A 14,914-nucleotide genomic window follows, 5' to 3' on the forward strand; every position below is an offset into this window, starting at 1 on the left:
ACCGGTGCACGGGTCGCGCCCCCGGCAGCGGACGGCGGATTCCCGGACCGGTCGGCGGCCGGCCGGCGCAAGCCGTTCTCGGTGGACGCGGACGCGGACGGCACGGGCGGGCGCGGGCCGCTGAGCTGTCCCGCGTCGCGGGCGCCGGGCTCCGCGGGACCCCGCGGAGCCCCCGCGCCCGCCGGATCACCCCGGGGTGATCCGGCCGCGCCATCCGCCGGACTCGCCGCCGCGCCCCTCGACGTACTCCTTGAAGCGCCGCATGTCGCCCTTCACCCGCCGCTCGATCAGGCCCGTCGCGGCCGCCGCCTTCTCCGCGAGGTCCCTCGCCTCGACGTCCATCACCAGCTCCACCCGGGTGCGGCCCTCGTCCAGGCGCTGGAAGCTGACCATCCCCTTCTGCTGCGTCTCGCCGCGGACGGTGTGCCACGCGATGCGCTCGTCGGCGAGCTGGTCGATGATCTCGGTGTCGAACTCCCGTGTGATGCCGCCCAGTTCCATCGTCCAGCGGTTGTGGCGGGCGTCCAGCTGCACGACCTCCTCGACGCCCTCCATGAAACGCGGGAACTCCTCGAACTGCGTCCACTGGTTGTAGGCGGTGCTCACGGGGACGTCGACCTCGATCGTCTCGGTCACCAGGCTCATGGCCGTGCCTCCTCTCCTGACCGTCCCGCGGCAGGAGCTCTGCCGCGCGGACGGCACGCAGGGGCGCGTACCCCGGCACCGGTCACCGATGCCTCCCCCGCCCCCGCGGAGCGGCCGGCGTACCGCGCGCGGCGTACCGGGGATTCACCCCGTGTGCGCAGGGCAGACCCCAGGTGTTCGCCCGGAGGCGCCCCGCGCACGCTGTCCTCGGGGTGCCCCTCGCCGACCGCCCCCCACCCGCGAAGGACCACCCCCATGACACCGTTGAACCGACGCCGCTTCCTCCAGCTCGCAGGCGGCGCCACCGCGCTCGGCGTGCTCTCCGAGTCCATCGCCCGGGCCGCGTCGATACCCGCGCAGGGGTCCACCGGCACCCTCCAGGACGTCGAGCACATCGTCGTCCTCATGCAGGAGAACCGTTCCTTCGACCACTACTTCGGCGCCCTGAAAGGCGTCCGCGGCTTCGGCGACCCCCGGCCCGTCACCCTGCCCAGCGGCAGGAGCGTGTGGAACCAGTCCGACGGCAGGAAGGTGACGCTTCCCTTCCGGCCGGCCGGCGACGACCTCGGGATGGAGTTCCTCCAGGGGCTCAACCACGACTGGGCCGGCGGCCAGAAGGCGTTCAACAGGGGACGCTACGACCAGTGGGTGCCCGCCAAGACCGCGACCACGATGGCGTACCTGACACGCGACGACATCCCCTTCCACTACGCGCTCGCCGACGCGTTCACCGTGTGCGACGCCTACCACTGCTCCGTCATCGGCTCCACCGACCCCAACCGCTACTACCTGTGGAGCGGACACACCGGCAACGACGGCACCGGCGGCGGCCCCGTCCTGGACAACGCCGAGGCCGGCTACGGCTGGACCACCTACCCCGAGCGCCTGGAGGCGGCCGGCGTCTCCTGGAAGGTGTACCAGGACATCGGCGACGGCCTGGACGCCGCCGGGTCCTGGGGCTGGATCGAGGACGCCCACCGCGGCAACTACGGCGACAACTCCCTGCTGTACTTCGACAGCTACCGCACCGCCCTCCCCGGCAGCCCGCTGCACGACAAGGCCCGCACCGGCACCGACGCCGCGGCGGGCGACGGCCTGTTCGACGTCCTGCGGGCCGACGTACGGGCCGGGCGGCTGCCCGCCGTCTCCTGGATCGCGGCGCCCGAGGCGTACTCCGAGCACTCCAACTGGCCCTCCAACTACGGTGCCTGGTACATCGCCCAGGTCCTCGACGCGCTCACCTCCGACCCCGACGTCTGGGCCCGTACGGCCCTGTTCGTCACCTACGACGAGAACGACGGCTTCTTCGACCACGTCGTCCCGCCCTACGCGCCCGCCGACGCCTCCCAGGGCCTGTCCACCGTGCCCACCGCCCTGGACACCTACCCCGGCTCGGCCCGCTTCGCCGCCGGACCCTACGGTCTCGGCCCCCGCGTCCCCATGCTCGTCGTCTCCCCCTGGAGCACCGGCGGCTACTCCTGCTCGGAGACGTTCGACCACACCTCCGTCATCCGCTTCATGGAACGCCGCTTCGGCGTCCCCGAACCCCAGATCTCGCCCTGGCGCCGCGCCGTGTGCGGCGACCTCACCTCGGCCTTCGACTTCGCCCGCACCGGCAGCACGCCCGGACTCCCGGCCACCGACGGCTACGTCCCGCCGGACCGCGAACGCCACCCCGACTTCCGGCCGACCCCGCCGGCGAACGGCTCCATGCCCCGCCAGGAGCCCGGCAGGCGGCCCACCCGGCCGCTGCGCTACGCCCCGTACGTCGACGGCGCCGCCGACACGGCGGCCGGCACCTACCGCCTCACCTTCGCGGGCGGCCCCGGCGCCGGCGCCCAGTTCCTCGTCACCGCCGCCAACCGCACCGACGCCCCCTGGACCTACACCGCCGCCGCCGGCGCGTCGGTCGCCGACACCTGGAACACCCGCTGGTCGAACGGCACCACCGACCTCACCGTCCACGGACCCAACGGCTTCCTGCGCCGGTTCCGCGGTCCGGGCACGACCTCCGCGCCCGAGGTGACGGCCCGTCACGAGGCGGCCACCGGCTCTCTCGCCCTCACCGTCACCAACCCGTCCGCGGCCGCGACCGAGGTCACCGTCGCCGAGTCCTACGGCTCCACCACCCGCCGGCTCGCCGTCCCGGCAGGCGGGACGGTCCGCCACACCCTCGACCTGCGCGCCTCGGGGAACTGGTACGACGTCACGGTCACCGCGAGCGGCCTCCCCGGCTTCCTGCGCCGTCTCGCGGGCCACGTGGAGACCGGCGTCCCCGGGCTCTCCGACCCCGGCATCCTCACCGGCTGACCCGCGCTCCCGCCCCGCTCCCTTTCACCCACGGGCCGGGGCGGGTCCCCGCCCGCCACGAGGACCGCGACCGGCCGCGCCGGGACCCCGGGCGGACGGCGGGACCCCGGGAGGACGCCTGCTCACCGCACCGCCGGGGGCTCCCCGCGGTCCACCGATTCCCCGCGGTCCACCGGCTCCACCGGCTCCCCGCGGTCCACCGGGATCTCCGCCCACACCTGCTTGCCCCCGCTCAGCGGCACCGCCCCCCAGGCCGAGGTCGTGGCCTCGACGATCAGCAGTCCCCGGCCGCCGGTGGAGTCCCATTCGACCTGCGGCTTCACCGGGCTGCGCGGGGAGGCGTCACTGACCGCCACCCGCAGCCGGTCGGACGACAGCGCCAGATGGAGGCGCACCTCGCCCCGGGTGTGCGCGATGGCGTTGGTGACCAGTTCGGACACCACCAGCAGGGCCGCGTCCGCCTCCTCGCGCACACCCCAGGAACGCAGCGTGCGGGCCGTGAACCGACGGGCGTGCATTACCGCGTCCGGCAGCCGCCACACCGTCCAGTGCGTCCGCAGCGGCCGCGACCGGGAGCCGTCGTAGCGCAGGACCAGCACGGCCACGTCGTCGTCGCGGCCGTCGGCGGTGCCGAGCATCTCGTCCGCGACGCGGCCCGGATCGGAGGGGTCCGCCGCCGCCACCACCTCGCGGACCCGGCGCATCCCCTCGTCCAGGGTGAGCTGCGACGACTCGACCAGGCCGTCCGTGAGCAGCGCCACCAGGGTCCCGGGGACCAGCCCGGCCTCCGTCATCGGGAACCGGGCGTCCGCCAGCACCCCCAGCGGCGGCCCGCCCTCCACCTCCAGCGCCTGCGTCGCACCGTCCGGCTGCCGCAGCAGCGGGGGCAGATGCCCCGCGCGGACGAAGCGCGCGACGCCCTCCTCCATGTCCAGGTCGGCGTAGAGGCAGGTGGCGAAGAGGTCCGTCTCCATGCCCACCAGCAGCCGGTTGGCCCGCGCGACGACCACGTCCGGCGGATGCCCCTCCACGGCGTACGCTCGCACCGCGGTGCGCATCTGGCCCATGATGGTCGCCGCCGCGGCGCTGTGGCCCTGCACGTCGCCGATGACGAGCGCGACATGGCCTTCGCCGAGGGGGATCACGTCGTACCAGTCGCCGCCCACCTCCAGCCCCCGGGTGGCGGGCAGGTAGCGGGCGACGGCCACCCCGCCGGGCAGCGGCGGCAGTTTGCGCGGCAGCAGACTGCGCTGGAGCATCGTCGCCAGCTCGTGGCCGGCGTCCAGGGCGTGGGCCCGGGTCAGCGCCTGCCCCACCAGCCCGGCCGCGGCCGTCAGGAGCGAGCGTTCCTCCGGGGCGAAGGTGTGCGGGGTGTCCCAGCCCACGAGGCACACGCCGACGGTCCGGCCCTCCGACGGCAGCGGGAGCACGGCCAGACCGCCGGGCCCGATCCCGGCGAGGCTCTCCTCCAGACCCGCGCCGGACGGCCACAGGCCCAGATGCCCGTGGCGCATGGCGTTCTGCAGCGTCGGCAGGGCGTGGTACGAGGCGTCGGGCCACTCCGAGCGCCACTCCGACTGCCAGGCGGGGGGCCAGGCGTGATGCTCCGGCGGATCGAGGACCGTGACGAACAGCCGTTCGGCCTTCAGTTCCGCGAGCGCGATCCGGCTCGCGTCCAGCGGTCCCCGCAGGGCCGCCACCACCAGCCGGCTCACCTCGCGCACGGTCGTGGCACCGGCCAGTTTCGCCGCCAGGTCCTGTACGACCGCGACCTCGTCGGCGGTCGGGCGCAGATAGGCGGCGTCCGCCACCACGCCGAGCAGCCGTTCCGGAGTGCCGTCGGGGCCGTGCCGCAGCCGGCAGCGCAGTCCGAGCCAGCGCAGCTCGCCGCCGGGCAACCGGACCCGGAACGCGAGCTGCCCGTCGTCCGCCGTCGTCCGGCCGGGCTCCAGCACCTGCATCAGCGCGGGCACGTCGTCCGGCACCGCGCACGCCAGCAGGGACTCCACCCGCCCGTCGAAGTCCCGGGCGGACAGCCCGAACAGAGCCTGTGTCCGCTCGTCGGCCACCAGGGCGCCGCTGCCCAGGGCGAGGGTGAACGCGCCGCCGTGCCGGGGGACCAGTGAGCGGCCGGGCACCGGCGCTCCGGGCCGGTCCGCCGGGCGGGCGGCAGCCGATTCCAGGCCGGCCGCCACCTGGTCCGCGTAGAGCTCCAGCAGCCCGCGCCGGTCGGCGTCGAAGCCCGCGCCGACGTCCCCCGCCACCAGCAGGCACCCCAGCGCGGTCGTCCCGCCGCCCAGCGGCAGCGCGCCCAGGGAGTACGCGGCGGGCCAGGGCCCGGGAGCGTTCCCCGCCCCGGTGCGTCCGGCGTCCCGGGCGGCGAGTTCCCCGGGAGTCAGCCACAGCGGCCGGGCCGCGCGGAAGGCGTCCGCCGCGGGGGAGCGCCCGTCGACGGCGACCGTCGACGGCAGCACGTACTTCCCACCTGCCGTGCCCGCGACCTCCGCCAGGCGCAGTTCGCCGCCGCCCTCGGCGAGCACGTAGACAGCGGCGAGCCCGGCCCCGCAGAACGCAAAGTCGTGCCTGGTCACCGTGTGTATCGCCTCCGTGCGCGCACAGGCGTCGCCTCACTCCCCATGCTGCCGCTTCCCGCGGGGCGGCAGCCAGTGCGGATCAGAAGGCGATGATGCCGCGTGGAGCGACTGCCGTCAGCCCCTCGCGCCGCGGACACCGGTCCGCCGGTGCCTTCCGGCACCGGGCCGGGGCGGCGCCCGGGGCGGTCACACGGTGCGGCCGAGCGGGTGTGCCGGGTCGCCGCCGTGCAGGACCGTCAGCAGCCGGGCCACCTCGGACGCCATCGCCGCCCGTGCGGGCCCCAGGTACCGGCGCGGGTCGGAGAGCCCCTCGTCGGCCGCCAGCGCCGACCGGGCGGCGCCGGTGAAGGTCCGGTTCAGATGCGTCGAGATGTTGATCTTCCGCATACCGGCGGAGACCGCCCGGACCAGGCCGGCGTCGTCGACTCCCGAGGAACCGTGCAGCACCAGCGGCACCGGCACCGCCCGGCGCAGCGCGGCGATCAGGTCGTGGTCGAGGGCCGCGTCCCGGGTCGCCATGGCGTGCGAGCTGCCGACGGCGACGGCCAGCGCGTCGACCCCGGTGGCCGCCGTGTAGGCGCGCGCCTCCTCGGGGTCGGTGCGCACCCCGGGGGCGTGGGCGCCGTCCTTGCCGCCGATCTCGCCGAGCTCCGCCTCCACGTGCACCCCGTGCTCGTGGCAGTGGCCGGTGACCTTGCGGGTGGCCGCCACGTTCTCCTCGTACGGCAGCGTCGACGCGTCGAACATCACCGAGGTGAAGCCCAGGGCGACCGCCTCGTGCACCAGCTCGGCGGACTCGGCGTGGTCGAGGTGCACGGCGACCGGGACGTGCGCGGCGCGCGCCAGGGCCAGGGTGGCCAGGCCGATCGGCGCGAGCGAGCCGTGGTACCGCACGGTGTTCTCGCTGATCTGCGCGATCACCGGCAGCCCGGCCGCCTCCGCGCCGGTCACGATGGCCTCGGCGTGCTCCAGCTGCACCACGTTGAACGCGCCGATGCCGGTGCCCGCTTCGGCGGCGGCCCGGACGAGGGAGTCGGTGGACGTGAGGGGCATCGGTTTCCTCCAGGGGGACGGTCGATCGGAAGATTCGGTGGACGGCGGAGTCCGCTCCGGCGGGGACGGCCCGCGGCCGGCGGTCTCGGTGTGCGCGGCGCGCGCGGCGTGCGGGGCGTGCGGGGAGGGGAGACGGGGACGGCGACGAACATCATCCAGGTCCACGCCGTGGACGGGGGAGCGTTCCGCCGGGCCGCCGGGCCGCCGCTCGGGCCGAGGCCGGCGGGGGCAGTCGCCCGCTCACTGCCGTCCACCGCCTTCGGTTCTCTTGGTTTGCGTGAAGCTGCACATCCTGAGGTTGTTTCGAGCAACTGCGAGCAGTGTTCGTCTCGCGCAGTATTCAGCAGAGCAACGCCGTGGTCCAGCGGTTGTTATGGGACTGTTCCCGGGAATCGGGACATCTTCATGCGGTTACCTGCACACGTATGGCGGGTTACGATCAGATTCATGCAAGGTGAGGACCCTCGATCCGGCTATGGGGCGCCGTCGCCTACCGTGTCGGTGCGCAGCCCGAGGTCTGAAGGAGTCCCGCCATGTCCAAGCACGAGCGGTGGAACGCGCTGCTGGAATTGCTCGCGGCCGACGGCAGGGTGGACGTCGAGGATGCCGCCGGCACGCTGGAGGTCTCCCCGGCCACCATCCGCCGCGACCTGGACGAACTCGCCGCCCAGCAGATGCTCGTGCGCACCCGCGGCGGCGCCATCGCGCACGGCGTCTCCTACGAACTGCCGCTGAGGTACAAGTCGTCCCGGCACGCCTCGGAGAAGCAGCGGATCGCCTCGGCCGTCGCCGAACTCATCGGGGAGGGCGAGGTCGTGGGCCTCAACGGAGGCACCACGACCACCGAGGTCGCCCGCGCGCTCGCGCTGCGCGCGGGCAGCGCCCGGCGCGACACCCCCGACGCGAACGCGCCCGTCCTCACCGTCGTCACCAACGCCCTGAACATCGCGGGCGAGCTCGCCGTGCGCCCGCAGATCAAGATCGTCGTCACGGGCGGGGTCGCCCGCCCCCAGACGTACGAACTCGTCGGTCCCCTCACCGTCGGCGTCCTCAACGAGGTCGTCCTCGACGTCGCCGTGCTCGGCGTCGACGGCATCGATCCCGAACTCGGCGTGATGACCCATCAGGAGGACGAGGCGAGCATCAGCCGCCTCTTCGCCGAGCGGGCCCAGCGCGTCATCCTCGTCACGGACTCCTCGAAGATGGGGAAGCGGGCCTTCGCCCGGATCTGCGGGCTGGACAGCATCGACGTCGTGGTGACCGACTCCTCCGTCCCCGCGGACGTCGCCGAGGGCCTCGCGGAGGCGGGCATCAAGGTCGTCGCGGTCTGAGACACCCCGGGAGCGGGACCATCGGCGCGTCCCTGCGGGGCGGTGCCGTCGGCGTGGTGCCGACGAGGGTCCGCCCGGGTCAGCCGGTCAGTGCTGCCGGGGGTGTGCTGTCCGCCGGTGCGGGCGGGCGCGGCGGGGGCCCGGAGTGTGCCCGGCGCCGCGGTCCGGGGGCGGCCTGTTCGCCCGGGTCAGCCGGTCAGTGCTGCCGGGGGCGTGCTGTCCGCCGGTGCGGGCGGGCGCGGCGGGAGGACCAGCAGTCTGCCCGGCGCCGCGGCCTCGGGCACGGTCCCGGTGGCGGTGACGCCCGCCGTCCGCGCCGTCGTCCCGCCTTCCCGCGCGGGCACGGGTGCGCGGACGGCCGGTGCGGCGGCCGCGGGTGCTGCCGGCGCCACCGCTCCTGCCGCCGTCCGGTCCTCCGGTCCGGGCGCGGGCACGCGCACGGCCGGTTCGGCGGGTGCAGGCGCTCCCGGCGAGGCCGCCCCGGACGGGACCGCCCGGGTCAGCAGGACCACCCCGCGGGCCGCCAGTGCCGCCGACGCGGCGGCGACCAGCCAGCCCCAGCCGCCCGCCCGGAACGTCTCGCCCAGCAGCACGACGCCGATCACGGCGGCCGCTGCCGGGTTGGAGAGGTTGACGAGCGCCAGCGGGGCCGCCAGGCCGCTCCGGTAGGCGCGCTGCGAGAGCAGCAGCCCGCCGACGGAGAGGACGGCCACCAGCCCCGCGACCAGCGTGGTCTGCCACCACACCGCCGCTCCGCCCGGCAGCGCGCCGGCCACGGACGCGGTCACCGTCTGCGTCAGCGCCGACGCCACACCCGAGGCGACCCCGGAGGCGGTGGCGTGCCCGAGGCCCCGGCCGCGTGCGAGCACGGCGATCAGCAGGCCGCAGGCGGCCGCCACCGACAGCGACTCGTGCACCGACAGGGCGTCGCCCGGTGCGGCGGGCCCGGTCACCGAGATCAGGCCCACCAGCCCGGCGAGGGTGCACAGCGCACCGCGCCACTCGGCCCGGACGACCCGGCGCCGGTCGCGCCGGGCGGCCAGCGGGAGTGCGGCCACGAGAGTCAGCGCGCCGAGCGGCTGGACCAGTGTCAGCGGCCCGTAGTGCAGGGCGCCCACATGGGCGAGCGCACCCGCCCCGTTGAGCCCCACGGCCCACCACCACAGCGGCTGGGCGGCCAGTGAGCGGGTCCCGCCGCCGTCCCGTGCGACGGCCCCGGCAAGCCGGGACTGCGTCACGGCGGCGAACGCGTAGCCGACGGCCGACAGCAGGGAGAGCAGGACCGCGGCGACGAGGCCGCTCATCGCAGCGCTCCGGCGGGGGCGGCCGCGGCGGGTCCGCCCGATCCGCGTGCCAGCGGTCCGAAGTGCGGCGCCCGCATCAGCAGCAGGACCCCGCCGAGGAGGAGGGCGGCCACGACCGCGTCGATCCAGTAGTGGTTGGCGGTCCCCACCACCACGAACAGGGTGAGCAGCGGATGCAGCAGCCACAGGGCCCGCAGCCTGCCGCGGGTGGCGGCCATCAGGCCGACGGCCACCATCAGCGCCCAGCCGACGTGCAGCGAGGGCATCGCGGCGAACTGGTTCGCCATCGAGTCGGCCTCCGGGACCGCCCCGTACACCGACGGACCGTAGACCTGGGCGGTGTCGACGAGTCCGGCGGCGGAGAGCATCCGCGGCGGCGCCAGGGGCATCAGCAGGTGCAGCATCAGTGCCGCGGCCGTCAGCCCGGCGAGCGCCCGGCGGGCCCAGCGGTAGTGGGCGGGCCGTCGCACGTACAGCCAGACGAGGAAGGCGATCGTGGCGGGGAAGTGCACCACGGCGTAGTAGGTGTTCGCCGCGTGCACGAGGGTGTCGCTGTGCAGCAGTGCGCGCTGCACGATCCCCTCGTCCGGGAGGCGCAGGGCGCGCTCGGCCGCCCATATGCCGTCCGCGTTGTGGAAGGCGCGGGCCTCGTGGCCGCCTGCGAGGAGGCGGCCGAGCTTGTAGACGAGGAACAGCACCGTCACCAGCGCGAGCTCGCGCAGCAGCGGCGGCCTGTGGGCAGCGGCCGTCCCCGGTATCGCGGGACGTTTCCCGGCAGCCATGACGCGGCCCCTCAGTCACCCGGAACTCGGCCGGCGGATCGACAGCAAACGGAGGAAGCCTAGGTCCGAATTCATCGAGACGCAAACGTCTCGATACGTTTGCGTCTCGATTGTGCGGCCCCTAGTCTCGTCTGTGCGGTCACCCCGTGCCGACGGGCGCCCACCGCCCCGTCACGGACCGCCCGACAGGGAGAGGAACCGATGTCCACGCAGGCCGCCACGTCAGCCGCCCGCCGCAGCAAGATCACGCCGGAGCGTGAGCAGGAACTCTTCGCGGCCGTGCTCGACCTGCTCCGCGAGGGCGGGTACGACGCCGTGACCATGGAAGGCGTCGCCGCCCGCACCCGGTGCGGCAAGGCGACGCTGTACCGGCAGTGGAAGACCAAGCCCCGGCTCGTCACCGCCGCCCTGGACGCCCGGCGCTGCGTGCTGTTCACCGGCATCGACACCGGCTCGCTCGCGGGCGACCTGCGGGAGGCCGCACGGCTCGCCTGCGACCGCCGCAGCCGGGACTCCGCCCTGATGGAGGCCGTGGGGCAGGCCTACCTCCAGCACCCCGATCTGCGGGACGCCCTGCGCGAGACGGTGATCGACCCCGAGGTGGCCGCCCTCGACGCGATGCTGCGCCGTGCCGTCGACCGCGGCGAGCTCGCCGCCGGCAACCCGGCGATCGCCTACGTGGCGCCCTGCTTCATGGGGGTGCTGCGCGTCGAGCGGCTCTTCGACGACCGCCTCGGCGACGCCGACGGGCTCCCGGGCTTCGTCGAAGCCGTGCTCTTCCCCGCACTCGGCATCGCCGGCCCCGCCCGGTAGCCGCTGCCACCGGCCTCTGTGAACCTGTCCCCATGGAGCGAGCAGCCGGCCAGGTGAACGTCCGCAGGGTCTACGACGAGCCGCGCGCCGACGACGGCACCCGCGTGCTCGTCGACCGGCTCTGGCCGCGAGGGCTGGCGAAGGCGCGGGCGCGCGTCGACGAGTGGCCCAAGAGCCTCACCCCCTCGACCGAACTGCGCCGCTGGTACCACGGACCGGAGGGGGAGTACGAGGAGTTCTGCCGGCGCTACGAGTCCGAGCTGGCCGAACCGCCCGCGGCACAGGCCCTGTCCCGCCTGCGCGCCCTGGCGGCCGAGGGCCCCGTGACCCTGCTGACGGCGGCGAAGGACCCCGCCGCCGCCCACACCTCGGTGCTGCTGCGTCTCCTCGGCCGATGACCGGCCGGCGACCAGCCCGACGGCCGGCCGATGACCGACCCGACGGCCGGCCGCTGATCCACCCGTGCCGGGCCGGGGATCAGTCGTCCCGGCGTCCGGAACCGCGGCGCAGCGGCGGGCCGGGGTCCGCACGCCCCGTCAGCGACGGAGCCTCCGACGCGGGGTCCACCGGCCCCGTCAGGCGGCCCGCCAACTCCCGTGCCCACGCGGCCAGCCCGCGCACGTCGATCCCGTGCGGGTCGGGGAACGGCTCGACGCGGCCGGCGCCGCGCACCAGCAGCCGCGCACCGCCCGTCACGTTTCCCCGGGCGGCATGGGTGAGGCCCACGGCGAGTTGGGCGAGCCCTCGCCACAGCTCCCGCTCCGGCGCCGGCCCCGACTTCCACGCGTCCTCGAACACCTCGTGCGCGTGGAACGGCTTCCCCTCGTCCAGCAGCCGCTGCGCCTCGGCCAGTGACTGCGCCGGGCTGCGCAGGACTCCCTCCGGCTGGCGCTCGACACCCGTCGCGCCGTACGGGAGCGGCCGCCCCAGACCGTCCCGCGGCCGGGCGCTGCGCGCCCTGCCCTCCGCGTCGCGGTCCCGTCCCGGCCCGCCGTCCCGTACCTCGTCCATCCGCCCATTGTCCCGCCGCGGACCGCCGACCCGGTCCCGCCCCCGGCCCGGCCCCGGCCGACGCCGCCCCGTCCGGCGCTCCCGTGGAGTGTTGTATGGTTCTCTTGCGCGTTCGGCCAGGGGGAAACCCCAGGTCACGGGCATCGGGACGTGGCGCAGCTTGGTAGCGCACTTGACTGGGGGTCAAGGGGTCGCAGGTTCAAATCCTGTCGTCCCGACTCGTAGGAGTCGTGAGCCGGAGGCCGTTTCAGAGATATCTGAAACGGCCTCCGGCCGTTTCCGTTTCCGTTTCCGGAGCCGGAGCCGGAGCCGGAGCCGGAGCCGGAGCCGGAGCCGGAGCCCGGAGCCCGGGCAGCACCCGCCCCCGGCGCGCAGTCCGGTCAGGCGGGGAAGGTGAAGTAGAGCGCGTCGGCGTAGAACGACGCGAAGTGCCGCTGCCAGTCGGCCCGGACCGAGGTCAGCCACTCGTCGTTCCGGCCCGCGATCGCGGCCTCGGCCGCGGCGACCACCGCGGGGATCTCCGCCGACGCCAGGTGCCGCACACCCGCCACCGGATCGTCGTCCGTCATCGAGACGATCTCCCCGGTCTCCAGGAGGACGTGCGCCGCCCGCTGCTTCTCGAGGTGGGCCGTGGTCCTGGCGACGCAGTCGGCGAACTCGGCGTCGCCTTCCAGGCCCCGGCCGACCGCGCGCAGCAGGGCGAGCAGCAGAGCGGCCCCCTCGGCGTAGTCGGCGGCTATGCCGACCGGAGGGTTCCAGATCATCGACGGGACGACCGTCGTCCCGTGGCCCGCCAGGAGCTTGTGCGCCAGCGGTACGTCGCCGTTGTGCTCGGACACGCACCGGACCGGCCGGGGGATCTCCGTCTCGCTCGGCATCGAGTCGGCGGAGTAGAGGTATGAGCGGTTCGCCATGATCGGAAGCTAACAGAGGGGACCGACAACGGCCGCGGCCGATGGGCTCGCCCGTACGCGGCCGGCCCGCCCGCTGTGCCGCCGTCCCTGTCCCGGAGCGGGTCCGGCCCGGCCCGGCCGCGCTCCCGGGCCCCGCGGGACGGGCTGGTGATCGGATCATCCCCACCCCGTGGATCGCGCGGATAAACCGACTGCTGAACAAGATCACCGCATTGAGGTAATGCGGACGGCCTCAGCCGGTGGAGGGGGCTCGGCGGCCGTTACTGTTTTCCCGGGATCAAGGCGAATTCCCCGAATCCGCCCACCATTTCCTCTTTCTTCCGTCGGTGCGCACCCCTGTGCCCGCCGGCCACCCCCCGTGAAGGAGACCTCGTCCGATGACAGTTGACACCAGCCAGGAAGTGCTGCCGGAGCAGCCGCCCCAGCAGCAGTCGAGCCTGAGTACGGCCGCGGCCCGCAACCTCGCCTCGACGACCAAGTCCGCGCCCCAGATGCAGGAGATCACCTCCCGCTGGCTGCTGCGGATGCTTCCCTGGGTGGAGGCCAAGGGCGGTTCCTACCGGGTGAACCGCCGGCTGAGCTACACCGTCGGCGACGGCCGCATCGAGTTCGTCCAGGACGGCTCGGACGTCCGCGTGATCCCCCGCGAGCTCGGCGAACTCGCCCTGCTGCGCGGCTTCGAGGACGTCGAGGTGCTCACCGCCCTCGCCGACCGCTGCTCCCAGCGCGAGTTCCGCGCCGGCGAGGTCCTCGTCGAACGGGGCACCCCTGCCGACCAGATCCATCTGATCGCCCACGGCCGCATCAGCCAGACCGCGGTCGGCAAGTACGGGGACGAGGTCGCCGTCGCCACCCGCGCCGACGGCGACCGGTTCGGCGAGAACGCCCTGCTGGACACCGACGCCACCTGGGACTACACGGCCACCGCCGAGACCGCGGGCACGCTCCTGACGCTGTCCCGCGCCGACTTCGCCGCCGTGCTGTCCAACGCGCCGAGCCTCCAGGAGCACATCCAGAACTTCAGCTCGCTGCCCCAGCAGCGGCAGAACCACCACGGCGAGGCCGAGATCGCGATGTCGGCCGGCCACGTCGGCGAGGCCGTGCTGCCGAGCGCCTTCGTGGACTACGAACTCCGCCCGAGGGAGTACGAACTCTCCGTCGCGCAGACCGTCCTCCGCGTCCACACCCGGGTCGCCGACCTGTACAACGGCCCGCACAACCAGACCGAGGAGCAACTCCGCCTCACCATCGAGGCACTGAGGGAGCGTCAGGAGCACGAACTCCTCAACAACCGCGAGTTCGGCCTGCTCCACAACGCCGACTTCAAGCAGCGCATCCAGCCCCACTCCGGCCCGCCCACCCCGGACGACCTCGACGAGCTGCTCTGCCGCCGCCGCGGCACCCGGATGATGCTGGCCCACCCCCGGACGATCGCGGCGATCGGCCGCGAGCTGAACGCCCGCGGACTGTACCCGGACCACGTCGACGTCGGCGGCCAGCAGGTCCCGGCCTGGCGCGGGGTGCCCATCCTGCCGTGCAACAAGATCCCCATCAGCAAGGAGAACACCAGCTCCATCCTCGCCATGCGTACCGGCGAGGACAACCAGGGCGTCATCGGCCTCTTCCAGACCGGGCTGCCGGAGGAGTACGAGCCGGGACTGTCCGTGCGGTTCATGGGCATCAGCGAGCAGGCGATCATCTCGTACCTGGTCAGCACCTACTACTCCGCGGCCATCCTGGTCCCCGATGCACTCGGCGTCCTGGAGAACGTGCAGATCGCCCGCAAGCGGGACTGACCCCGCGAAGGCCCCCGCACGGCCGCCGCGGGGACAGCATGCCGGTGACGCGCGCGGGCCCGCAGGCCGCGCACCGGGCGCCGGGGGCGGCGACCCCGCCCCTCCCGTCCCACAGGTGCCGCCCGCGCCCGCCCGGGCCCCGGGCGAGCGCACCCGGCCCCGCAGCTCCCGCCGGCGCTCTGCCGGCCGCGCGGAGCCGGCCCGCCGTCCGGGACGCCCGGGCCCGCACCCCCGGCCACCGGCCGGGCGGTGCCCCACCCGCGGGCGTCGGACCAGCCCGGCGCATCCCGCCCGAGGACGGTTCCGAGCCGGGCGACCGCAGGCACGCGATGCCGCAGGACGCCGCCCCCGGGGCAGGCGG

General features: G+C 74.6%; 12 protein-coding genes and 1 tRNA gene. 6 read left to right on the forward strand and 7 right to left on the reverse strand.

Translation table 11 applies throughout. The features are described 5' to 3' along the window. Positions 1-186 precede the first annotated feature (186 nt). Complete coding sequence (locus IAG43_RS28585; protein ID WP_187743554.1) at positions 187-645, reverse strand: SRPBCC family protein; 459 nt, start codon at positions 643-645, stop codon at positions 187-189. A gap of 255 nt (positions 646-900) precedes the next feature. On the opposite strand from IAG43_RS28585, the gene IAG43_RS28590 reads away from it, so the two are divergent. After that, a complete protein-coding gene (locus tag IAG43_RS28590; protein ID WP_187743555.1) occupies positions 901-2,955 on the forward strand; it encodes a phosphocholine-specific phospholipase C in 2,055 nt (684 codons plus the stop codon). Positions 2,956-3,077: 122 nt separating this feature from the next. Here the strand turns inward: IAG43_RS28590 and IAG43_RS28595 are convergent, their stop codons facing one another. Together IAG43_RS28595 and IAG43_RS28600 are read right to left on the reverse strand one after the other, a co-directional pair. Next, complete coding sequence (locus IAG43_RS28595) at positions 3,078-5,546, reverse strand: SpoIIE family protein phosphatase (protein ID WP_187743556.1); 2,469 nt, start codon at positions 5,544-5,546, stop codon at positions 3,078-3,080. A 189-nt stretch (positions 5,547-5,735) separates the two neighbouring features. Beyond that, positions 5,736-6,602: a class II fructose-bisphosphate aldolase gene (locus IAG43_RS28600; RefSeq protein WP_187743557.1), complete on the reverse strand. Its 867-nt coding sequence runs from the start codon at positions 6,600-6,602 to the stop codon at positions 5,736-5,738. 533 nt (positions 6,603-7,135) lie between these two features. On the opposite strand from IAG43_RS28600, the gene IAG43_RS28605 reads away from it, so the two are divergent. Beyond that, positions 7,136-7,933 carry a DeoR/GlpR family DNA-binding transcription regulator gene (locus IAG43_RS28605; RefSeq protein WP_187743558.1) on the forward strand — a complete coding sequence of 266 codons (798 nt, stop codon included), beginning with the start codon at positions 7,136-7,138 and terminating at the stop codon, positions 7,931-7,933. Positions 7,934-8,121: 188 nt separating this feature from the next. Here the strand turns inward: IAG43_RS28605 and IAG43_RS28610 are convergent, their stop codons facing one another. Together IAG43_RS28610 and IAG43_RS28615 are read right to left on the reverse strand one after the other, a co-directional pair. Continuing rightward, entirely contained in the window at positions 8,122-9,237 is a 1,116-nt protein-coding gene (locus IAG43_RS28610) for a DMT family transporter (RefSeq protein WP_187743559.1), read from the reverse strand. Further along, entirely contained in the window at positions 9,234-10,019 is a 786-nt protein-coding gene (locus IAG43_RS28615) for a phosphatase PAP2 family protein (protein ID WP_187743560.1), read from the reverse strand. The genes IAG43_RS28610 and IAG43_RS28615 overlap by 4 nt, the downstream gene beginning before the upstream one ends. Positions 10,020-10,220: 201 nt before the next feature. Here IAG43_RS28615 and IAG43_RS28620 point away from each other — a divergent pair, with 201 nt between their 5' ends. After that, positions 10,221-10,832: a TetR/AcrR family transcriptional regulator gene (locus tag IAG43_RS28620; RefSeq protein ID WP_187743561.1), complete on the forward strand. Its 612-nt coding sequence runs from the start codon at positions 10,221-10,223 to the stop codon at positions 10,830-10,832. A 32-nt stretch (positions 10,833-10,864) separates the two neighbouring features. Beyond that, positions 10,865-11,230 carry a DUF488 domain-containing protein gene (locus IAG43_RS28625; protein WP_187743562.1) on the forward strand — a complete coding sequence of 122 codons (366 nt, stop codon included), beginning with the start codon at positions 10,865-10,867 and terminating at the stop codon, positions 11,228-11,230. Between the two features lie 79 nt (positions 11,231-11,309). Here the strand turns inward: IAG43_RS28625 and IAG43_RS28630 are convergent, their stop codons facing one another. Continuing rightward, complete coding sequence (locus tag IAG43_RS28630; RefSeq protein ID WP_187743563.1) at positions 11,310-11,843, reverse strand: DUF309 domain-containing protein; 534 nt, start codon at positions 11,841-11,843, stop codon at positions 11,310-11,312. 144 nt (positions 11,844-11,987) lie between these two features. Here IAG43_RS28630 and IAG43_RS28635 point away from each other — a divergent pair. Next, positions 11,988-12,061, forward strand: a tRNA-Pro gene (locus IAG43_RS28635). A gap of 162 nt (positions 12,062-12,223) precedes the next feature. Here the strand turns inward: IAG43_RS28635 and IAG43_RS28640 are convergent. After that, the gene (locus IAG43_RS28640; protein WP_187743564.1) at positions 12,224-12,757 is read right to left on the reverse strand and encodes a DUF7822 domain-containing protein; all 534 of its coding nucleotides are present in this window, start codon (positions 12,755-12,757) and stop codon (positions 12,224-12,226) included. Between the two features lie 377 nt (positions 12,758-13,134). On the opposite strand from IAG43_RS28640, the gene IAG43_RS28645 reads away from it, so the two are divergent. After that, positions 13,135-14,553, forward strand: a complete 1,419-nt coding sequence (locus IAG43_RS28645; protein ID WP_187743565.1) for a family 2B encapsulin nanocompartment shell protein — start codon at positions 13,135-13,137, stop codon at positions 14,551-14,553. The last annotated feature ends 361 nt before the right edge of the window (positions 14,554-14,914 follow it).

Origin of the sequence: Streptomyces genisteinicus (assembly GCF_014489615.1) — a bacterium.
GTDB classification, from domain to species: Bacteria; Actinomycetota; Actinomycetes; order Streptomycetales; family Streptomycetaceae; genus Streptomyces; species Streptomyces genisteinicus.